The organism is Enterococcus sp. DIV1206 (genome assembly GCF_051712485.1).
Classification (GTDB): Bacteria; Bacillota; Bacilli; order Lactobacillales; family Enterococcaceae; genus Enterococcus; species Enterococcus faecalis.
The window spans coordinates 1,405,209-1,423,302 of sequence record NZ_JBIOOZ010000001.1 but is presented as its reverse complement, the minus strand read 5'-3'; the positions used below and the strand labels follow the sequence as shown (position 1 = coordinate 1,423,302).

The window sequence follows — 18,094 nt, the reverse complement described above, 5'->3', positions numbered from 1 at the left end:
CTAAAGCAAGCTACCATCGATTAACAATACTTCGCCGTTTTCTTCAAGATTTTCTAAATCTTCAAAAGCTCTTTCAATTCCTGTCATTTCCTGCTCTCCCACTCTGCTGTCAGCAACCATTTTCAACGCTTCGTATTTATCAATTGTTTTCATATCATCAAAAAATTCTTTTTCGTCTTCTACTTCGCAAACAATATCCTTGTAAAGTTTTAAACATTGTTTTTCATCTTTAGCAGCGATTAATGCAAAATAAGGTTCTTTAATTTCGTAAAATTTCATTTATTTTTCCTCCTGTTCCCAAACCCACTGGCTAAATGACTGTAATACTTGAGCTAATTCATCATCATTTAAATCACCATATGCATAAGCTACTTGCTTATACTTCATTTTTCCACCAGTAGTTGATAAAAATCCCATGATTTCGATAACTTCACGTAATCCGTGTAATTTGCATGATTCTTTCAACCAATCCAGCACAATCTGCTGATTTTCGTTGAGCTGCGGTTGCTTCATTAATTTTAGATATTCAATATATGTTATAATTTCCTGATTATGCCTAGTATAATCAGGTGTTGGTTCGCTTACTGTTAATTGTTCTTCAAGAAAACCAATTAATTGATTCAGTTCACTCATTCTGTTCCCTCCAATAGTTCTGGGTTATCCCATACATTTCCGATGACTAATAGTTCAAAAAGTGGGTATGTCGTATTTGGATCTCCTGAAAACGCCCCTAAAAAAGTGTCATAGTAATCTACACCCTCACTTTTAAACACGAATGAACAGTCTTCCCAAATAACATCAGTAATGTATTCTGAAATACCTTCATTTGTTACTTCTATTATTTTCAAAATATCACCCTCAAAAATTTCAACGCCGTTCTTGTCTTTCAAGCCTGTTGATTGCATGATGACATAAGGAAATTCATCCCAATTAAAAGTTGTATCATAACTTACTATCTCTATTTTAGACGTACCAGGACTGCCTTTAATCTGAAAATCCGTAATTATGGCCATCATGCTATTCGAGTCATCAAACAAAGGTGTAACATTTTCTATCATTTCTTTCTCGTAGGTATCCCACGCTCTAAATTTTGGAATCATTTTGTTCACTCGCTTTCTGGTAATAAACATTCAAAAATCGCTTCTAAAACAGGGACTACAATACTGTTTCCTGCTTGATGATAAAGTGTCGTATTTTTGTACTTTTCGTTTTTTCCAGGATTTGCTTTTTTAGCATTGTTAAAATCATCATCATCAAATCCCATTAACCTCCAGCACTCTTTTTCAGTTAGAATTCTATATTTGTTCTTCTCATACTCAATCAAACCGCTATTGGGACATCGATCTTGTCTCGTGGTAATCGTATAAACAAAATCGTTTACGACTTCTAATCTGCCACTGAAACCATTTGCTAAGCTACTTTTACTTCTAATCTTTGATAACATGCTAGGCTGTGTCACCAAATATTTTTGATCAGTGGTGACTTCCAGAAAATCCCCCAGTGGTTTTAGTGGTCTGTGTTTAAGTAGATCAAAGTTGAATGGTTCACCATCTAATTTACTAATAGCAAATACTCTTTTTCGTTTTTGAGGAATACCAAAATCCATTGCATTTAAGATTTTATATGTTGTGAAATATCCTAGCTTTTCCATATCACTTAAGTATTTTTGAAACGCTCCAACTAGTTTTTTTGAGAATACATTCGGAACATTCTCCCAAATTACTACTTGAGGTTTCCATATACCAAAGTTTTCTATAATTTTAAGTGTCTCAAACATCAGGCTACTTCTTGTTCCATCTTCAACATTACCGCCATATTGCTTACCACCAATAGAAAAATCTTGACAAGGGCTACCATGCACTAAAATATCTGGCTTCAAATTCCATCCAACAACAGATTGCGGTTGATATTTTATTTCTTTTTCAAACATAGCGTTATAACTTCGTACTGCTTTTTCATTCCATTCAACATAATCAATTGATTTGTGAGGAATTCCTAAATTTATTAATGCTTTTCTCGGCGCACCAATGCCGCCAAATAGTTCTAAAATTTGTATCATAATTCCAAAGGAGTAAAGAATTCTTTATGGTCGACCAAACCTCCACTCCTCCTTCTACTTAAAAATTATCCCAACGATCCTCATCGTCTTTTTTATCCCTTATAAATGGCTTTAAGAGCAGCCACGTTATCGTTAACGTGACTACTATTCCTAAAGCAATAAATATCTTAATTAGAAAAAATGCCATTTTAGTTTCCTTCTTTGACTACTGTATTGGCTCCATTTGTTGTAACCCAGCCATGTTTTTGTCGAGCTTGTGCTTCTGTATAGCGAATCAATTCATCTGTTACTGATTCAGCTACTTTTTTGTTCGCTTCTGCCTCTGCTTCGGCTGCTTTAGTTTTCTTATATGCTTCACTGTCTGCTTGTGTTTTTGCTGTCTCAGCATCTAATTTTGCTTTTTCATTTTCTTGACCAGCTCGGATAATCGCATCAATCGATTTTTGTGTATCAGTATCTACTTCTGGTACACCCACTGTGACATCTTCCACTTCAAAACCTTTGCTTTCTACAGCTTTAGAAAAGTTTTCCAATAAAGCAGCTTCCACTTTTGAAGAATCGCCTGATAAGACACTAAGCAAGCTATATTTTGAATAAACTTCACGAGCTTCTTTCTGTAGCTTTGATTTTAACCAGCCTTTTTCAATATCTTCACTGGTAATATTGCCAAATTCTTTGTACATTTTTGCAGCTTTTGTTGCATCGATTTTGTAATCATATTTAATATTTACCGTTGTTTTTTTACCATCAGATGTTGAAACTGAAACATCTTTTGCTTGGATCGTTTGTAAGCGAATTGGATATTGAGTAACTTTATCAAGTCCTACAAATTTCACGCCTTGCGTAAGTACTTCATCACGGACACCGCCATTCATTGAGTAGCGGACACCCACATAGCCATTATCAATTTTTTCAAAGAATTTAAACGCTCCTACTGCCCCTAAACCTAATACAACAACTGCACCAATTCCTAAACCAACTAATTTGTTTTCGCTCATAATAAAATCCCTCTTTCTACTTTAATTTTTTTATCTCTGCTAACTTTTTCGCAACACTTTGCCCGCTTTTGTTGCATAGCGGACAAGAAGTTGCTTTTGAATGACCGAATCTATCTTTTTCCCAGACAATCATCTGTCCCTTGCATTTTATACATACCATCGCTTTTACCTCGCTTGCTGTATGTGCTGTTTGCAATAGCTTTTTCTTTTTGTCTACGTTTTTTCTTTTTGATTTTAGATTTAGTTTTACCCATTCACTTTGACCGCCTTTGTCAAATCCTAAAGCGTTTGGATGATCTTCAACTTCTTCTGGTTTTACATGGTAAACATCTGTTTCAATGTTAAAGCCTCCAACTTCGGCAGCTTTTCTTAACACATGACCATTCCAGCTTTTTCGATAGCCTGTTTTTTTATTCACTTTAGGACTTACACAACTTCTTGCACCTTCCGCAGTTGCTTCACACGGCAAAACAAATAACGCTTTGTTTTGTTCGTCTAAATACAGTTGAACCCATTCTGGTTTGTTCAATCGTTGAACTACTGGACCACTTAAAGCCAGACCGCTTTTTGAGATCGTTAAACATTCCTCTGCTTTCACTCCAAAATTTCCTGAAATAAGTAACATTGCTGTATTTAAATTAAATTTCATGTGTTTTGTCTCCTTTACTTTGTTATTTTCTTTTCGCTTAATTATGTTTTCTATGCCGTTTGCCTTTCGCCAGTTTTGAAATGTGGTTGTTCCCAGTCCGAGAGCTTTCTTAATATCATTTACTTGATAACCTAAGTCTAATAAGTGCTGATATTCTTCTTTCGTCAGCTTGTCAGGCTCTAATTTTGGTAATGGTCGCTTATCGTTTATAAGGTTAGAATTCAGTCGTTTTGATAATCTCTGGACCTCTTCCACGATTTCTGGATTATTCATCCATGATTCATCATCACCAGTCAAAAAAAGAATTCTCTGACGAATGGCTCTTTTTGTTTCTCTGAGTTTGTTTTTCGTCATTCCTTTTCCTCCAAACTCATAATTTCAATTTCTGTCCGTGGTCGCATGCTATACAGCTTTTGACAAACCATCACAGCAATTTGACCATCATAAATATCTTAAGTTTCCTTTATGAGGTGCAAATGCCCCAAAATATTTATTTTCTGCATTTATTCTTGCTTCTTTAGCTTCTTCAAAAGTATCAAAAGTTCCTAAAGCAATCTCTTGTCTATTAACCATGATTCTTGCTCTGTATCTCTTGTTTGGCTTCTGTGAAACTCCGGGATAACCTGTAGTATTGTTTTTACGTAAACGTGCATTCCTAGAATTTTCTTTTTGAGAAACTATTCGCAAATTAGCTTTTCTGTTATCTAAAATGTCGCCGTTTATATGATCGACTACATAACCTTTTGGGGCATTTATTAAAAGTCTGTGTAACCTAACAATTTTTCCTTTTCGTCTTGAAACTAGATATCCTCCACTTTTGTTTCTACACCAAGTTGATTCCAAGACAAGTTCTAAATCTTCACGATCAAATATAAATATGTCATTTTTAAAAGTTTCCATAATGACCATATCGCCTATAATCTTATATGGATTATTTTTCTTTTTCTTCATCGCCACCCTCTCCAATTTCGTATATCTCTATTTCGATTCTAGGATTGTAGCTATATTTTTTCTCAGTAATTATTTTTGCTACTTGTCCGTCATCAGAAAAAAAGTATTTTGTTACTTGCATCAAGTATTGCTTTTAGGTAATTATCTAAGTCACTTTTCTTATCGCAATATTTCCGCTCTAATTCCACTTCTAAGCGTTTCTTTTTAGAACTTAATAGATATTTAGGTGCAGGAACGTAAAACGTCACCTGCGCAAAAATAGCCCCTTTTTCAATCAATTCTGGTTTTGCCTTTCGTAGATACGCTTTTACCTTTTGTTTATAGGCTCTCATAGCGTTATCTTCATAGGTTTGGACATAATTCCCACGTCTTGCGAATCTCGGGCGACTTTGTGGCTTTGGTTCAATCGGTAGAACAATTCGCATCTCTTCCACCTCGAACCTTACAAATCGGCTTCTTTGACGAATACTCCGTTTACCATTTCCCCTTGGCGATTTTTGATTTCGCTATATGCTTGATTTAGGCATTCGTATAAGTCCATGTTATTTTGCATAGCGAGAATAATTAATGTCACAACCACATCACCGATACCATCTCTTAGGTCGTTTTCGTTGTTTCTTGCCAATGCAGCCCCAACTTCTCCGACTTCCTCAATCACTTTTAACATTTGCTTTTCAGGCTCTGCTTTATCTAAACGCTTTTCTTTCGCCCATTCTTCCACTAATTTAACTAATTCATTCATCTAAAATTCCTCCCCGAAATCTAATTCACGTTTTAGCTTGCTGTGAATCGATTCTAGCTCTTTTTTGTATTCTTTGACTGTTTGTATTGTTTTACCACTAGAAAGCACATAATCGCGTTCTATTGCGACGAGAGCCTTACTTAAATTGCCATAATAACCAATCAAAGCGAGAGACTCTTTTTCTGTACCGTCTTTATCAGTCAAAATGGTTAACTCTCCGTGTTCGTTTCGTCTCGCTTTATTTACGATTACTTGCTTATCATCGCTAGTAATTCGATAATCAAGTACCTTCATTTCAATCATGATTTACTCTCCTCCCGACAATTCTTGTATTTGTCTTTTTAGAGCTGCTTGCTCTTCTGGTGATAGTTTTTCCTCTTCTTGTTTTGGTTCATTTACCCAATCTGGTAATTGCTCTTGTCTAACTGGAGGATTCGTATATCTTGCTTGCGTTGTCGTTTCAGACAAGTCGTATTCATCGTTAAAACGTTCATCACGTATCCAGCGGAACAATTCTTGTGGATGATACCAGTCGTTTAATTTGATATACTTAAGATAAGCTTTGTATCCTGTTTTAAACCGTTCGAAGTCTTCATCTGACTTAATTTTCTTTAAGAATTGCTCTTTGGCTTTTTTCTTATTGGTTTTCTTCGGATATGTTTTCCAAACTTTTTCGAATAATTCAAGCATAGTTGAGCTCGGCTCAACACTATTCTTTTTTTTATCCTTAACTAACCTATCCTTACCTAACCTAACCTGTGTATCCATTTGGTATCCAACATGGTTGTCATCTGGTATACCAAGATGGCTTTCACTCTCTAAAACCTCGGTTTTAAAGGTATATGCCTTACTATTTTTTTCTACTAATTCAGCCTTTTCTTCTTGATAAAGAGTTGGTTTATATCGATCATTTCGAATATAGTTATGAATCTTCCAATGCTTGATAACAATAACTCCGCTATCAAAAACTAAAATGAATCTTTTGGCCATTAATAGCTTTAAATCATCATCTCCACATCCAACCATTCGTTGGATTTTCTTAGGATTATTAATAAATCCATCATCATCTGCTCGCATTGACAAATGAAAGTAAAGAGATTGAGTTGACAGTGGCATGTCTAAAAATGCATCACTATCAATGATGGTCTTTGCAAACATTCTTCTTTCAGCCAATTATCTAACCTCCTATAGTTGAAAACGGCACTTCCCAAAAATAGTCATCGTATTTTTTCACAATATTTTTAGTTGTTTCCCCTTCTATAATTTCAACTTCTTGTGTGAACTCCATCCCCTGTTCAAAAACAAAAATTTTAATATCGATATTATATTTTTTTGAAATACCTTCAAAATCTTCTTCGATAACACCCCAAGCCTGTTTAAAATCTAATATCTCTGCTAACGCTTCATCACATTCTTCGTGCCATACTTCTATCTCTTTTCTATCTATGAAAGCACGTCTGGTATTATTGATGTAGAATTCGTTCTCACTGTACAATGTGGTTGAATAATCATCTTCAGAAATTTCAACCTTTTGCGAGACTGTGACTGGTCCATCTTCAGTCATTTTAAAATTAGGTGAAGCAATTATCCCCTCTTTCAAAAATCTGATTACATTCTCTTTTTTTCCTCTAATTTTAAGTGTTCCCTCTGCCCAGTTTGGCATTTAAATCATCCTCCTATGTTCAGTTTCTTACGTTCTTCGATGTTTAATTTCACTGGTTTAATTTGATACTTATTCAAGAAGTTCTTAGTGCCCATTTGGTGCTCCTCTTGATGGTGCTGACGACATCCTGCATAAAATGTGAATGTCTCATGATTGATTTTTTTACGATTACGCCCCATACCAACAACCTCAATGTGACAAATATCAGCATGTTTACCACAAATACAGCACTTACGATATTTTAGGCAGTAATAAAACCATTTGTTATTTTCTAGCAAGTATTGGTATCTCTTTTCTAGTGGTACATCATTTTTCAAAATGAATTCGATTAAAAAACTAATCCATTCTGTTGCTTCATGTCGTGTAGCCTTACTATGTTCAAAATACACGCCACTTTTAGCTTCGTAGTAATACTTTAAAACTTCCTCTATCCATTTGGGTTCGTCATAACTCCAACGAGCTATATCAGCTATTAAAACGTGAGAAAGTGCATTCTGTTTTTGAGACATTTGTCGATTATCTAATAGTTCAACTTTTACTAAATTGTCATCGTTGTTAGCTAGAAGTTCGAGAAAATTTGAATTTATTTCATCCTCAAATTCGATGGCCAATTTATTCCCTTTGTGGTTTATGATTTTTCCAATCATTCAATCACTTCTTTTCAAAATCATTTGCAATAGGAGGATTTGCGTCGTCAAATAATTCTGTTTGTTCTTCATCGAGTTCGTTTTCACTTTGTTGTTCTACACTAGGAACTTCAATCTTTTCTAGCATTTCTTTCATACGCTCAAGAACTTTAGTTTTTACGTTTTTTAAAGGTACGTTGTTAATCTTGCTGTGCAACTCTTTAAACATATTTTCATGATTTTCAGATTGTGTAGCAAGTTCTGTAATACTACTAATTAATTCATCTTTTAATTTTTCTAAATCTATTCCTTCGCTACTCCATTCATATATTTTTTCGCCTACTTCTTTTGTTATTTTAAAAGGCATATTAAACATATTTGAGTTATCTTTGGTAGCTTCCGCTATGTGGTCCTGATCAATACGTAAAGCGATAGCAAATTCATATTCCAAACTATCTTTTTGATCAGGTTTCAACCCTAGTTTTACTACTTGTGTTTTACCTTGTTCATTTTTTTCCATGTCGTAGGCTTGCTTACTTCTAGACGTTCCAATCACATACATTGAATTTCCTGTTACTAACTTAAGAAATTCTTTCTCTAATGGTTTTACTTTATTCCAAGCCAACATTTGATTTTTAGAGTTGCCTCTCTGATGGTTTTCTACTTGTTCTAAAATGCCACCTTCACCACTCCAAGCATGTGTTAGAGAATCGACTATCACCACCTCAACCCCAGCTTGTTTGAATAAATTAAAAGCCTGTATATATCGCTGGACAGTAAATGGTGCTTCAAAATCAATATGCAAAAATTCCCCTATGTCGACATTCCCAATAGTTGAATCAGCATATAACAACGATCGTTTGTGCTCAGTGTCAATGACACCTATTTTTTCCCATTGTTCTTGTTCTGATAAGTCTGAATGCATTTTTTCAATAATTCCTTTAGCAATAAACAACGCACTTACTGTTTTTCCACTACCACTTGCACCAGTTATCATGATAGGAACTTTTATTTTTTCGCGTTTAGCCTTTTTTATTTCCATATTGAAACCTCCTATCTAATTCTCAAACTCTTAGTTTGAACTAATTCTGCACCTTTGATTTCCCCATGTTTCAGTTCTTCTTTCAAAGCTGTTTTATCAACTTTGGGAGGTTGAGGAATTAAAAAGCCAATAGGAATTAATTTTTCGTCTATAATATTCACAGAAACTGGATTGTTTTGAATTCCTACATTGAATAATTCGCCCTTGATTTTCGTTTTGCCGACCTTTTCCATTTCATCTTGCAGATATCCTTTTAGGTTCTTTACATTGTTAGAAAGCGTTGTTTTTCGTGACTGTAGCCGTTTGATTTCTTTTTCAACAATAGATATGTTGCTTTCAAGTTCTTTAACTACTTTTGCTGTGTTTTCTACTTTTAAATCGATTGAATCGCTAATACTATCTAACGTATCTTTTAATGTTCCATCATCAAGCTCTTCAGCTAATGACAAAACTTTTAAATAATCGTTGCTAAGTTCATAAAGTGTTGCCACGGCTATCTTCCTCCTCGTCATATTCCCATTCTGGTTCGATTTTCTGTAATTCTTCTGACGGCTCTGTTAAAAATTGATCTAGCACATCTGCTTCACTACGATTCATTCACAAGACCTCGTTTCTGTGATATAATTTTTCTTGTATAATTTTTTGTATGCGACTTATTGCTTGCCGGCTTAAGTCGCTTTTTTGTCGTCATGCGACACCTCTACGCTCTTTTTGTTGCGCAATGTATATTTTATTTTTTTGTTGCTTGTACCATAAATCAGCTAATCTTTTTGCTTGGTTTAACTTTTCTTTTCTAGTCATTTAAACTCACCTCGAGAAATCTTCGATAATATATCCATCAAATCGTTTGGATCATCTGTGACAAAAGTATGTGTATTTTTAGTCGTAGTTTCTGTTGCAATACCGTACATCTCCTTTAATAAACGATGTTTTGGACAATCACAATCTGATTGTTCCAGTTTTTCTTTTGTTAGTGTATATTGGCTATGTGCAGCAATGGCTACTATCGTGCCTTTTCCAACTTGAGATATTGCCATCTCTCCTTCTAAATCGATAGCTGCCAAAGATAAAGCTACATCTTCTTTCTGGCATTCTTTTGCTAGTTTTTTAATCAATTTTTGAATTTTATCGTTCATTTTGGTATACTCTCCTTAGTTAATTTTATATGTGTCCCCACTCGTCAAAAAACGAGTGAGGCTCTTTTTATTTACGCAATAATTGTTACTGAACCTTTTTCTACATACTCATTTAAAGATTGAGTTAAATATTCATGAATACGTTCCATAGCTACATGTTTCCAAATCCCACCATCTGCTTCGAACAATGCGCAATGACCATATTTATTGATTCTAAAAACAAATGGGCTATCTGGCTGTTCAACTTCTAAAAATGTTCGATAAGGTCTTAAATATGCTGGACTAGGTACTTCTGCTTTTGTGAGCGTTGCTGCTCCTTCTTTTACTGTAGCAACTTGAGAAACTCCGTTATCAACTAAATCTCCCCCGCCTTCAATTCGAATAGCGCTGGCACATTCCAGAATAGCTTTTGCATCAAGATCACGTTGAATAAGAGATTGAACATTAATAATAAATTCTTCTGAATCCATAAAGCGACTATATGGAAACACTTCTAATAACGCTTTTGCTTCAATAATTTTTTCACGCTTACGGTCTGCATCTAAAGCTGAATAAACAGCAACGTTTGTTGGGCTTTCAACATGAATTAATAATTTTGACGTAACTTCTTCATGGGAAAATTTTGATTGTAGATAACCAATTAATCCAGATAAAGAATTAACTGTGAGTGTTTCTGCTCGTTTAATTGGATCGAGTTCCATTAAATCCGCTTTTGAGCGATCAAAAAATACTTTTTCCTCTTCTTTATAAATAATTTTTTGGTCATCACGTAATCTTACTGCATACGCTAAAGCTTCCTTTAAATGTTCTGACATAATATTTCACTCCTAGTTTGTTTTAAATTTTTTTATTTTATCTGTTTCTTCAATTTCTTCTACTGGTGTGCCTTTATCATCTTTCAATTCAGAATCATCTGGATCGAAATACATCTGGCCTCGTTGTCCACTTTTCAATTCATTTGCTAACGGTTTTCCTTTACCATCTTGACCAATAATAATTTTTGAAGTTAATGCTTCTCTTGGAACTAATTTTGATTTCACTTGATAATCAATCAAAATATCTTCACGATATTCGTCTGGAATAATCGTTAAATCAATTGTTATCTTTCTCTTTTTTGTAGGATCGGTATTAGGATCATTAATATTGTTAATGACTTGAGCAAGCTCATAATCAAATCGTTCTTGTAATCCTCCCTCACTAATCCCACTTAAAGGAACATTAATATTTTTTGACATTTTATTGCCGTCCTTTCTGTGATATAATTTATTTAGATTCTATTCACTTTATTTCCCCTGCTTTAGCTCTAACTAAAGTGGGGCTTTTTATTTTGTCTTTTTTTAGAATATTGGTATTTTGCCTCATCCCAGTTAAAAAACCAATGGATAAAGAAAGGTGCACTTAGTGTTGCTAGTATTGGCATTGAAAAGTGACTTTTCAGCAATACTCCTAGTACAATCATCAATAAAAATGCGCCTATCAATCGTGCTTCACGTATCGCTTTCATTGTTAACCTCCTATGATTTTTTGATATAATTTACTATGAAAGTGAGGTGATAAAGATGGGAAATAGGATTCGTATCCAGCAGGCACCGTTCAATAATAAGAGATACATTCTTAATAGAAATACGGGAGTAAGCCATGATTTAGACAACTATTGCGCTAGTTGCATGATTTACTCAATGGACCCTTCACATGTTTATGCATCAGACTATTTATATTTAGACATCAAAGAGCATCCATTGTATGAAGAAGAATGTGATTATTGTATGAATCCTGATGGATAAATCGGCACTTGGAAACAAGTGCTTTTATTTTTCTTCAATTATTCCTCGTTTATCAAACTCTTCAATTACTTTATCTACAGACTTACGAAGTATCGAAATTGTAATTTTATTCTCTATACATAAAGCCAATATAATTTCTGCTAATTCATTTTCTTTCATGGTTAACCTCCTATAAATGAATTCTATTTTGAATTTCTAAACCTCTTAAAAATTCAAGCTCTATTTCGATTTGAGCTGCTTTATTTTCCGTTAATTGTTCAGATTGTCTGAGCGCTGCTCTATCATCTTGTAGCTGTTTACGCTCTTTTTTGATTTGGTTGAGTATCCAAGCCTCTTGTTCAGTTGTATAAGCCATAATATTCTCCCTATGCTATATCGTTTAAGTCAAAACTCATTTGTCTTACAACTGTTTTTGTGGCTGTGGAAGGCTCCCAGTCATTGATATATTCAATTACGATTGGATAATGTTTTTCTCTTAATTGTGATCGGGTCCCCACGCCTGTGATTTGCTTAATACCTGAATTAATATCTTTGTATAGCTTGCCACGCTGTTCCTTTGTGATTTTTCCAAATCCTCTTGCTACTTCTGCTACTCGTTGATGAACTCGACGTGATAAGTAGCCATAATCATCTGCACCAATTTTTTGATTATCTTTTAAGTCAGCTACTTCTTTTTCGATTACATCTACACGTTCGTTTGTTTCTTCGTTTGCTGATAAAGCAAGCATCGCCAATTCTCTTTGGGATGTCGGCAATTTAGGTTGTTGAATTTCTTTTTCCATTTGATTAAAAGCCTCAATATATTTCAGTTTGAATGTATCTGCTTTTTGACCTGTGAATCCAAATGCAATAAAAGAAAAACCGTCACGATTCATGTAATACAATCTTTGTTTTCTACCTCTTGAATCTTTATATTCACCTTCGGCAAACATATTTTGGTAATGAGCGGAATTTTCCGCCGATTGAATTTTTGTGTCAATTGCCTCTAAAACATCTTTGTGTTGCTTTTCAAATACTTCTGCAACTTGTAAACTACTTGTTACCGCTTGTTGGTCTTTCATAATTACTAAATTGTTCATTTGGTTTATTTCCTTTCTGGTATAATTTAATTATCAGCAAGTGGTCTGCTGAAAAAATGACAAGGTGGTGAACACAATTGATGAAATCGTATGCTTTAACCTACGACTTACAATCTCCTGGACAAAAATATGCAAAAATTGCTGATACAATTGCTTCTTGGAATTGTAGTCATATCAAACCCTTAGAATCTTTCTGGTTAATAAAAACCGACATGACAGCAGCGCAGATGAAGGATACCCTCAAGCAACAAGCTTTAGACGATAATGATTTAATATTTATTACCGAAATAGGCCCCGATCATGCAGGTTGGTTATATACGAAATCTTGGGAATTCATAGAAAATGAAATCTATTGACTTGCTTTTTTACCTAGTACATTTTCAATAACTATTTGCTCCTTGCTACTCGCAATAGCTTGGAGCATTTCTGTTATCTCTTCTGGTGTTCCTTCGATTGTTATTTTCTCTGCCTCCTTATATAGTTAAAGTTCTTTCTTAGCAGCATTATCTTTTCGCCATTTATTAACTTTATTTAAATCAAATAACAATTTACCAGTGGGATTAGGTTCTGCTTGCAAGCCAGCTTTTCGCCATTTTCTAAATGTTTCTACAGAAACGCCTTGCCGTTTCGCCATTTCCGTTTGATTGAATAATGTTTGTTGGTTTTTTGCCTCTAGTTCCGATTCAATCTCCTGTCTAAACCTACATCCTATTTCTGGCAATGCTTCCTCTAACCACTGATCAAATAATGGTTTTAGCGCTTCTTCAAACGTGGTCATCAGTTCCCACCCCTAAACCTTTCTTTTGTAGCGTAAATGCGACTTCTTTGCCAAAAAAAATTTCTATCGCTTCTGCATCTGATAACGGAACCTGTTCTTTAATGCCTTTTGCCTCTTCTATAGAAAAATCTCCACCTTTTTTCATTTTTCTGTAGAAAGTACTTCTGTCTATGCCAATAGAATCAGCTACAGCTTGTTGGGTCGTTCCTCTTTCAACAATTAGGCCTTTTAATTTAGCAACATTAATCATTTATAACACCTCTCTCTGAAATCGCATTTATGCGACTTGATATTTGTAATATACCACCTTGAATGTTATCAGTCAACAAAAAAGTTGCATTTATGCAATTATTTTTGTTGCAATTATGCAACCTGCAATATATAATAATTATTGGAGGTGATAAAATGAATGTAGGCGAACGCATGAAATTAAGAAGAAAAGAATTGAATATTAGCGCTGATAAAATCGCTAATGAACTTGGTGTATCACGTTCAACAATTTTTAGATATGAAAAAGGCGATATCGAAAAACTACCTACAGAGAGATTGATAACTATTGCTAAAATTCTAAAAACAACTCCCGAAGAATTGATGGGCTGGAACACTTCGAATGATTTTTCTTCGATAGAAGCTATCTATAATAAGTTAGATACTACAAGAAAGCAGAAAGTATATAGGTATGCCAAGCAGCAATTAGATGAGCAAAAACGAAATACATCCGATAATAAAGTTATTGCTTTCATGCCAACAAATACAACCACTGTAGAACTTTCAGGCAGATTATCAGCTGGTGGAGGTGCATTTAATGACAAAGGTTGTATAGAAAGTGTTGAAGTCGGCTCAGCTCCTTCGCAGTATGATTTAGCATTCCAAGTTTGTGGAGACAGTATGTACCCTACTTTTCAAGATGGTGAAATTGTTTTTGTAAAAGAAACTATGGATATCTATAATGGACAGATTGGGGCAATTGAAATAAATGGCGAAGCATTTATTAAAAAAATGTACCTAGAAGGAACTAGGCTACGTTTGGTGTCTCTAAATACCGAATTAGATGAAGATGGAAATCGATTATATCCTGATTTTTACGCTGACGAATTAGATGATCTATATGTAATCGGACGTGTAATTATATAAAAAGTCCCGTGCGCTAACATGGGCATTTCTCTTGTAGAGAGCTATGAGTATAAAAATTATATCAGAAAGAGGAGAAAAAAATGGCAAAAAAAGTGATAGGCGAAGACGGTAAAACTTATACTATGAAAGAAAAAAAACCTTTTTATAAAAAAATTTGGTTTTGGGTATTGGCTGTTATTGTATTAATAATTATTGGAGGATCGCTTGGTAGTAATGATAAAAAAGCTTCTTCTAACGGTGGAGAAAAAGTTAATCAATCATCAACAAGCAAAAATTCAAAATCAAAAGATGAAAAAGAAGAAAATAAATTTTATAATATCGGCGATACAGTCAAAGTAGGAAATGCAGAATATACTCTAACAGGAGTAGAACTTACAGAAGAACGTAATGAATTTACTGAAAAACAACCTGCACAGGTTGTTAAAGTTTCATATATTGTTAAAAACAACGGTGATAAAGATATTCCAGTGGGTATGGATATTGAAGTATACGGCTCTGATAACAAAAAAGCCGAAACGTATCCGAATGACAACACGATGGGATCGGTAGCTTCTGGAAAAGAAATGGACTGTATTGCCCACTTCGGGTTAAATCAACCTGGAGAAATAGAAATTCAATTTAGCCCTATTGTATCATTTGAAAAGGCTGCAAAATTCAAAGCAACAGTATAAAGATTAGCCTTCGGGCTTTTCTTTTCAGCCACACAAGAACATACATTCCCCAAGGAGGAGCAATATGAATAAATATGAAGTAGAAAAACGATTATGCGACGAATTGAACATTGACTATATACACTTAAACCTTCGTACTGGTCCAAGTTATAAGTTCACTGAGGAAGAGTATCAAGAGCTAAAATCCGACTATGCCAAATTATTTTTACAACTAAAAGATATTGGAGAGTATGATTAGAAATATTTTTAGATAATATTTCCGCAATGAAATTTGAATAAAGGAGTTGCTAGATATGACTTCAATAAAAAAATATACAAAAAAAGATGGATCAACAGCTTATATGTTCAACGCGTATTTAGGTGTTGATCCAGTAACGGGTAAAAGCAGACGCACCACACGTCGTGGTTTTAGAACACAGAAAGAAGCAAAACTGGCATTATCTAGACTAGAACTTGAAGTGGATTCCAAAGGTTTCGTAAAACAGAATTATAGCACGTTTAAAGACGTATACGAGCTTTGGTATGCCCAATATGTAAATACAGTTAAACCTATCACAGCAGGCCATACAGAGCGTATGTTTAGGCTTCACATCTTGCCAGAGTTTGGCAACATTAAAATAAATAAATTAACAAAACTAATGTGTCAAAAAGCGGTCAATAAATGGAGTAAAGAATATTCAGCGTTTTATCTGCTAAAATCAATAACCCAAAAAATGTTACACTATGCTGTTGCTCAGGATATTATAGATATTAACCCCATGCAATATGTTGTAATGCCTAAAAAAGATAAAACAAATGAAACAAAAAAGAAACAGTTTTTAGAACTATCTGAACTAAAAGATTTTCTGGCGGAAGCGAAAGAAACACTAAACTTTCAAGACTATTTAATATTCCGTGTCTTAGCATTTACAGGAATCAGAAAGGGAGAATTATACGCCTTAACATGGGAAGATATTAACATTTCATACAAACAATTAACCGTAAATAAAACACTTACAAGAATAGGCAAAGAATACATTATATCGACGCCTAAGACAAAAGCTTCTAATAGAACCATAGGCCTTGATGATACCACTGTATCTGAGTTAATTATCTGGAAAAAACATCAAAAGCAAGAATTGTTAAAATATGGTTTTAAAACTAAAGGTAATGATAAACAGCTTATTTTTCATAGAAAGAATAACACTTTACATTATCCAGAACACATTAATTTTCTTTTGTCATCGGAAATGAAAACTTCTCTATCCCCTCACTCATTTAGACATACTCATGCTTCTTTGTTATTCGAATCGGGAGCTACAATTAAAGATGTGCAGAAAAGACTTGGCCACACTAACGTTAATACCACGATGGATATTTACACTCATGTAACCAAGTCTTCTGAAAGAAAAGCAATTGATAAGTTGTCAAATTATGCTAATTTTTAAAATTTGGTATTCAATTTGGTATTCAATAATTCAAAAAACCATGTATACCAATAATCATACTTCCTATTAGTATTTTAACAAGAAATATTTTTTCTTCCCGCGACGAATCACAGTAAATTGTCCTTCAATTTTATCAGTTTCTGTCAATTCAGCTGCTAAATCTTGTCTACGTTCTCCATTGACGTAAATCGCTCCATTTTGAACATCTTCACGGGCTTGACGTTTGGATGGTTCTATTTTTGAGGTAACTAATAAGTCGACTAAACTTAATTGATCCTCTGGTTGCACCTCGTACGTTGGTACATCTTTAAAGCCTTGTTTAATTTCTTCTGCTGTTAAGCTTTGGATATCCCCGCTGAATAAAGCTTCTGAAATTTTAACCGCTTGATGATAGGCTGCTTCACCGTGGACTAAAGTAGTCACTTCTTTGGCTAACGCTTTTTGCGCAGCACGTTGACCTGGGTTCGCTGTAAATTCTTCTTCAATTGTTGCAATTTCATCCAATGTTAAGAAAGTAAAGTATTTCAAGAATTTCACGACATCACGATCATCTGTGTTAATCCAGAATTGATAAAATTCATATGGCGAAGTTTTTTCCGCATCTAACCAAACTGCGTTTCCTTCTGTTTTACCAAATTTGGTACCATCTGCTTTTGTAATTAAAGGCATAGTTAAGCCAAATCCTTGAACTTCTTGTTCTCGGCGTAATAATTCAATCCCTGAAGTAATGTTCCCCCATTGATCACTGCCGCCTAATTGCAATAAACAACCTTCTGTTTCGTACAATTTCAAGAAATCATACGCTTGTAATAATTGATACGCAAATTCAGTATAAGAAATTCCTGTTTCGATTCGGCGTTTCACGCTTTCTTTACTCATCATATAGTTAATTGTAAAGTTTTTTCCCACATCACGTAAGAAATCAATTAACGAAAGCTCTCCAAGCCAATCATAGTTATTTGCTAGAATCGCTGGATTTTTTTCATCTTCAAAATCGATAAAACGTGACAACTGGCCTTTAATACTTTCAGACCAAGCTTTCACTGTATCAAGTGTGTTTAAACTACGTTCTGCATCTTTGAATGATGGATCACCAATCATGCCAGTTCCGCCACCAACTAAAGCAATGGGCACATGGCCATTTTGTTGGAAACGACGTAACATAAGAATTGGCAGTAGATGCCCGATGTGTAAACTGTCTGCCGTTGGATCAAAGCCGATATATAATTTAACAGATTCTTCATTTAATTGTTTTTGTAAGGCTTCTTCATCTGTGACTTGGTAGACCAACCCACGGGCTTTTAATTCTTCAAAAAAAGCTGAATTCATGATTTTCCTCCTATAGTAAAACATAA

29 protein-coding genes and 3 pseudogenes are annotated in these 18,094 nt (G+C 34.4%); 5 read left to right on the top strand and 27 right to left on the bottom strand.

The annotated features are described in order from the left end of the window. The 24 genes and pseudogenes from IGK86_RS06925 to IGK86_RS06810 form a co-directional block, all read right to left on the bottom strand. Positions 1 to 279 carry a hypothetical protein gene (locus tag IGK86_RS06925; protein WP_010712975.1) on the bottom strand — a complete coding sequence of 93 codons (279 nt, stop codon included), beginning with the start codon at positions 277 to 279 and terminating at the stop codon, positions 1 to 3. Further along, positions 280 to 633: a hypothetical protein gene (locus tag IGK86_RS06920; protein ID WP_438742215.1), complete on the bottom strand. Its 354-nt coding sequence runs from the start codon at positions 631 to 633 to the stop codon at positions 280 to 282. It lies immediately after the preceding gene. Next, complete coding sequence (locus tag IGK86_RS06915; protein WP_438742614.1) at positions 630 to 1,100, bottom strand: YopX family protein; 471 nt, start codon at positions 1,098 to 1,100, stop codon at positions 630 to 632. Before IGK86_RS06915 ends, IGK86_RS06920 begins: the two co-directional genes overlap by 4 nt. 5 nt (positions 1,101 to 1,105) lie before the next feature. Beyond that, positions 1,106 to 2,059 carry a DNA cytosine methyltransferase gene (locus tag IGK86_RS06910; protein WP_142430075.1) on the bottom strand — a complete coding sequence of 318 codons (954 nt, stop codon included), beginning with the start codon at positions 2,057 to 2,059 and terminating at the stop codon, positions 1,106 to 1,108. A 188-nt stretch (positions 2,060 to 2,247) separates the two neighbouring features. Then, complete coding sequence (locus IGK86_RS06905; protein ID WP_128704560.1) at positions 2,248 to 3,057, bottom strand: SPFH domain-containing protein; 810 nt, start codon at positions 3,055 to 3,057, stop codon at positions 2,248 to 2,250. 246 nt (positions 3,058 to 3,303) lie between these two features. Continuing rightward, positions 3,304 to 4,060 (bottom strand): annotated as a pseudogene (locus IGK86_RS06900) (hypothetical protein). Further along, positions 4,057 to 4,149, bottom strand: a pseudogene (locus tag IGK86_RS06895) (RusA family crossover junction endodeoxyribonuclease); the annotation flags it as partial. The pseudogenes IGK86_RS06900 and IGK86_RS06895, both read right to left, overlap by 4 nt. Further along, entirely contained in the window at positions 4,148 to 4,606 is a 459-nt protein-coding gene (locus IGK86_RS06890) for an HNH endonuclease (protein ID WP_243168292.1), read from the bottom strand. The gene IGK86_RS06890 and the pseudogene IGK86_RS06895, both read right to left, overlap by 2 nt. A 31-nt stretch (positions 4,607 to 4,637) precedes the next feature. Further along, positions 4,638 to 5,082: pseudogene (locus tag IGK86_RS06885) on the bottom strand (RusA family crossover junction endodeoxyribonuclease). A 17-nt stretch (positions 5,083 to 5,099) separates the two neighbouring features. Further along, positions 5,100 to 5,399 (bottom strand): MazG-like family protein, encoded by a 300-nt coding sequence (locus IGK86_RS06880; protein ID WP_010712210.1) that lies wholly within the window; start codon positions 5,397 to 5,399, stop codon positions 5,100 to 5,102. Continuing rightward, on the bottom strand, positions 5,400 to 5,702 hold the full coding sequence (locus IGK86_RS06875; RefSeq protein WP_002357013.1) for a hypothetical protein: 303 nt from the start codon (positions 5,700 to 5,702) through the stop codon (positions 5,400 to 5,402). 3 nt (positions 5,703 to 5,705) lie between these two features. Continuing rightward, the gene (locus tag IGK86_RS06870; RefSeq protein ID WP_438742211.1) at positions 5,706 to 6,572 is read right to left on the bottom strand and encodes a DNA replication protein; all 867 of its coding nucleotides are present in this window, start codon (positions 6,570 to 6,572) and stop codon (positions 5,706 to 5,708) included. Positions 6,573 to 6,576: 4 nt separating this feature from the next. Next, positions 6,577 to 7,062, bottom strand: a complete 486-nt coding sequence (locus IGK86_RS06865; RefSeq protein WP_113847620.1) for a hypothetical protein — start codon at positions 7,060 to 7,062, stop codon at positions 6,577 to 6,579. 5 nt (positions 7,063 to 7,067) lie between these two features. Beyond that, the gene (locus tag IGK86_RS06860; RefSeq protein WP_438742209.1) at positions 7,068 to 7,709 is read right to left on the bottom strand and encodes a putative HNHc nuclease; all 642 of its coding nucleotides are present in this window, start codon (positions 7,707 to 7,709) and stop codon (positions 7,068 to 7,070) included. A gap of 4 nt (positions 7,710 to 7,713) precedes the next feature. Beyond that, complete coding sequence (locus IGK86_RS06855) at positions 7,714 to 8,730, bottom strand: AAA family ATPase (RefSeq protein ID WP_010828388.1); 1,017 nt, start codon at positions 8,728 to 8,730, stop codon at positions 7,714 to 7,716. Positions 8,731 to 8,741: 11 nt separating this feature from the next. Further along, positions 8,742 to 9,221, bottom strand: coding sequence for a siphovirus Gp157 family protein (locus tag IGK86_RS06850; protein WP_002381628.1), 480 nt, complete (start codon positions 9,219 to 9,221; stop codon positions 8,742 to 8,744). Then, entirely contained in the window at positions 9,205 to 9,327 is a 123-nt protein-coding gene (locus IGK86_RS06845) for a hypothetical protein (protein ID WP_023895147.1), read from the bottom strand. The genes IGK86_RS06850 and IGK86_RS06845 overlap by 17 nt, the downstream gene beginning before the upstream one ends. Positions 9,328 to 9,527: 200 nt before the next feature. Continuing rightward, on the bottom strand, positions 9,528 to 9,866 hold the full coding sequence (locus IGK86_RS06840; RefSeq protein WP_185775946.1) for a hypothetical protein: 339 nt from the start codon (positions 9,864 to 9,866) through the stop codon (positions 9,528 to 9,530). A 71-nt stretch (positions 9,867 to 9,937) separates the two neighbouring features. After that, positions 9,938 to 10,681 carry a hypothetical protein gene (locus tag IGK86_RS06835; protein ID WP_023895134.1) on the bottom strand — a complete coding sequence of 248 codons (744 nt, stop codon included), beginning with the start codon at positions 10,679 to 10,681 and terminating at the stop codon, positions 9,938 to 9,940. A gap of 12 nt (positions 10,682 to 10,693) precedes the next feature. After that, complete coding sequence (locus IGK86_RS06830; protein ID WP_002363338.1) at positions 10,694 to 11,101, bottom strand: hypothetical protein; 408 nt, start codon at positions 11,099 to 11,101, stop codon at positions 10,694 to 10,696. A 68-nt stretch (positions 11,102 to 11,169) separates the two neighbouring features. Then, positions 11,170 to 11,370 (bottom strand): hypothetical protein, encoded by a 201-nt coding sequence (locus IGK86_RS06825; RefSeq protein WP_438742205.1) that lies wholly within the window; start codon positions 11,368 to 11,370, stop codon positions 11,170 to 11,172. Positions 11,371 to 11,674: 304 nt separating this feature from the next. Further along, complete coding sequence (locus IGK86_RS06820; protein WP_023895510.1) at positions 11,675 to 11,809, bottom strand: hypothetical protein; 135 nt, start codon at positions 11,807 to 11,809, stop codon at positions 11,675 to 11,677. Between the two features lie 10 nt (positions 11,810 to 11,819). After that, entirely contained in the window at positions 11,820 to 12,005 is a 186-nt protein-coding gene (locus IGK86_RS06815) for a hypothetical protein (RefSeq protein WP_438742203.1), read from the bottom strand. 10 nt (positions 12,006 to 12,015) lie between these two features. After that, a complete protein-coding gene (locus tag IGK86_RS06810) occupies positions 12,016 to 12,729 on the bottom strand; it encodes a Rha family transcriptional regulator (protein WP_023895421.1) in 714 nt (237 codons plus the stop codon). Positions 12,730 to 12,806: 77 nt separating this feature from the next. Between IGK86_RS06810 and IGK86_RS06805 the strand changes: the two genes are divergently transcribed. After that, complete coding sequence (locus IGK86_RS06805) at positions 12,807 to 13,085, top strand: hypothetical protein (RefSeq protein ID WP_031324408.1); 279 nt, start codon at positions 12,807 to 12,809, stop codon at positions 13,083 to 13,085. A 125-nt stretch (positions 13,086 to 13,210) separates the two neighbouring features. Here the strand turns inward: IGK86_RS06805 and IGK86_RS06800 are convergent, their stop codons facing one another. Continuing rightward, complete coding sequence (locus IGK86_RS06800) at positions 13,211 to 13,507, bottom strand: hypothetical protein (RefSeq protein ID WP_002410611.1); 297 nt, start codon at positions 13,505 to 13,507, stop codon at positions 13,211 to 13,213. Beyond that, a complete protein-coding gene (locus tag IGK86_RS06795) occupies positions 13,494 to 13,757 on the bottom strand; it encodes an XRE family transcriptional regulator (RefSeq protein WP_002410610.1) in 264 nt (87 codons plus the stop codon). Before IGK86_RS06795 ends, IGK86_RS06800 begins: the two co-directional genes overlap by 14 nt. A gap of 62 nt (positions 13,758 to 13,819) precedes the next feature. Between IGK86_RS06795 and IGK86_RS06790 the strand changes: the two genes are divergently transcribed. The 4 genes from IGK86_RS06790 (at position 13,820) to IGK86_RS06775 (ending at position 16,739) form a co-directional block, all read left to right on the top strand. After that, positions 13,820 to 14,641, top strand: coding sequence for an XRE family transcriptional regulator (locus tag IGK86_RS06790; RefSeq protein ID WP_057086519.1), 822 nt, complete (start codon positions 13,820 to 13,822; stop codon positions 14,639 to 14,641). A gap of 80 nt (positions 14,642 to 14,721) precedes the next feature. After that, entirely contained in the window at positions 14,722 to 15,312 is a 591-nt protein-coding gene (locus IGK86_RS06785; protein ID WP_023895662.1) for a DUF4352 domain-containing protein, read from the top strand. A gap of 64 nt (positions 15,313 to 15,376) precedes the next feature. Beyond that, positions 15,377 to 15,550, top strand: coding sequence for a hypothetical protein (locus IGK86_RS06780; RefSeq protein ID WP_023895661.1), 174 nt, complete (start codon positions 15,377 to 15,379; stop codon positions 15,548 to 15,550). 55 nt (positions 15,551 to 15,605) lie between these two features. Then, the gene (locus tag IGK86_RS06775) at positions 15,606 to 16,739 is read left to right on the top strand and encodes a tyrosine-type recombinase/integrase (RefSeq protein WP_023895660.1); all 1,134 of its coding nucleotides are present in this window, start codon (positions 15,606 to 15,608) and stop codon (positions 16,737 to 16,739) included. A 66-nt stretch (positions 16,740 to 16,805) separates the two neighbouring features. Here IGK86_RS06775 and tyrS read toward each other — a convergent pair whose 3' ends face one another. Next, complete coding sequence (gene tyrS, locus IGK86_RS06770) at positions 16,806 to 18,068, bottom strand: tyrosine--tRNA ligase (protein WP_002357324.1); 1,263 nt, start codon at positions 18,066 to 18,068, stop codon at positions 16,806 to 16,808. Between the last annotated feature and the right edge of the window lie 26 nt (positions 18,069 to 18,094).

Bases quoted from the DNA above. Each gene is read 5' to 3' on its own strand.
- IGK86_RS06915 (WP_438742614.1), bottom strand. From the start codon at position 1,100: ATGATTCCAAAATTTAGAGCGTGGGATACCTACGAGAAAGAAATGATA.
- IGK86_RS06780 (WP_023895661.1), top strand. From the start codon at position 15,377: ATGAATAAATATGAAGTAGAAAAACGATTATGCGACGAATTGAACATT.
- IGK86_RS06860 (WP_438742209.1), bottom strand. From the start codon at position 7,709: ATGATTGGAAAAATCATAAACCACAAAGGGAATAAATTGGCCATCGAA.
- IGK86_RS06925 (WP_010712975.1), bottom strand. From the start codon at position 279: ATGAAATTTTACGAAATTAAAGAACCTTATTTTGCATTAATCGCTGCT.
- IGK86_RS06800 (WP_002410611.1), bottom strand. From the start codon at position 13,507: ATGACCACGTTTGAAGAAGCGCTAAAACCATTATTTGATCAGTGGTTA.
- IGK86_RS06855 (WP_010828388.1), bottom strand. From the start codon at position 8,730: ATGGAAATAAAAAAGGCTAAACGCGAAAAAATAAAAGTTCCTATCATG.
- IGK86_RS06815 (WP_438742203.1), bottom strand. From the start codon at position 12,005: ATGGCTTATACAACTGAACAAGAGGCTTGGATACTCAACCAAATCAAA.
- IGK86_RS06830 (WP_002363338.1), bottom strand. From the start codon at position 11,101: ATGTCAAAAAATATTAATGTTCCTTTAAGTGGGATTAGTGAGGGAGGA.
- IGK86_RS06840 (WP_185775946.1), bottom strand. From the start codon at position 9,866: ATGAACGATAAAATTCAAAAATTGATTAAAAAACTAGCAAAAGAATGC.
- IGK86_RS06920 (WP_438742215.1), bottom strand. From the start codon at position 633: ATGAGTGAACTGAATCAATTAATTGGTTTTCTTGAAGAACAATTAACA.
- IGK86_RS06910 (WP_142430075.1), bottom strand. From the start codon at position 2,059: ATGATACAAATTTTAGAACTATTTGGCGGCATTGGTGCGCCGAGAAAA.
- IGK86_RS06905 (WP_128704560.1), bottom strand. From the start codon at position 3,057: ATGAGCGAAAACAAATTAGTTGGTTTAGGAATTGGTGCAGTTGTTGTA.
- IGK86_RS06880 (WP_010712210.1), bottom strand. From the start codon at position 5,399: ATGAATGAATTAGTTAAATTAGTGGAAGAATGGGCGAAAGAAAAGCGT.
- IGK86_RS06810 (WP_023895421.1), bottom strand. From the start codon at position 12,729: ATGAACAATTTAGTAATTATGAAAGACCAACAAGCGGTAACAAGTAGT.
- IGK86_RS06835 (WP_023895134.1), bottom strand. From the start codon at position 10,681: ATGTCAGAACATTTAAAGGAAGCTTTAGCGTATGCAGTAAGATTACGT.
- IGK86_RS06785 (WP_023895662.1), top strand. From the start codon at position 14,722: ATGGCAAAAAAAGTGATAGGCGAAGACGGTAAAACTTATACTATGAAA.
- IGK86_RS06845 (WP_023895147.1), bottom strand. From the start codon at position 9,327: ATGAATCGTAGTGAAGCAGATGTGCTAGATCAATTTTTAACAGAGCCG.
- IGK86_RS06795 (WP_002410610.1), bottom strand. From the start codon at position 13,757: ATGATTAATGTTGCTAAATTAAAAGGCCTAATTGTTGAAAGAGGAACG.
- IGK86_RS06775 (WP_023895660.1), top strand. From the start codon at position 15,606: ATGACTTCAATAAAAAAATATACAAAAAAAGATGGATCAACAGCTTAT.
- IGK86_RS06825 (WP_438742205.1), bottom strand. From the start codon at position 11,370: ATGAAAGCGATACGTGAAGCACGATTGATAGGCGCATTTTTATTGATG.
- IGK86_RS06790 (WP_057086519.1), top strand. From the start codon at position 13,820: ATGTTATCAGTCAACAAAAAAGTTGCATTTATGCAATTATTTTTGTTG.
- IGK86_RS06820 (WP_023895510.1), bottom strand. From the start codon at position 11,809: ATGAAAGAAAATGAATTAGCAGAAATTATATTGGCTTTATGTATAGAG.
- IGK86_RS06890 (WP_243168292.1), bottom strand. From the start codon at position 4,606: ATGGAAACTTTTAAAAATGACATATTTATATTTGATCGTGAAGATTTA.
- IGK86_RS06865 (WP_113847620.1), bottom strand. From the start codon at position 7,062: ATGCCAAACTGGGCAGAGGGAACACTTAAAATTAGAGGAAAAAAAGAG.
- tyrS (WP_002357324.1), bottom strand. From the start codon at position 18,068: ATGAATTCAGCTTTTTTTGAAGAATTAAAAGCCCGTGGGTTGGTCTAC.
- IGK86_RS06875 (WP_002357013.1), bottom strand. From the start codon at position 5,702: ATGATTGAAATGAAGGTACTTGATTATCGAATTACTAGCGATGATAAG.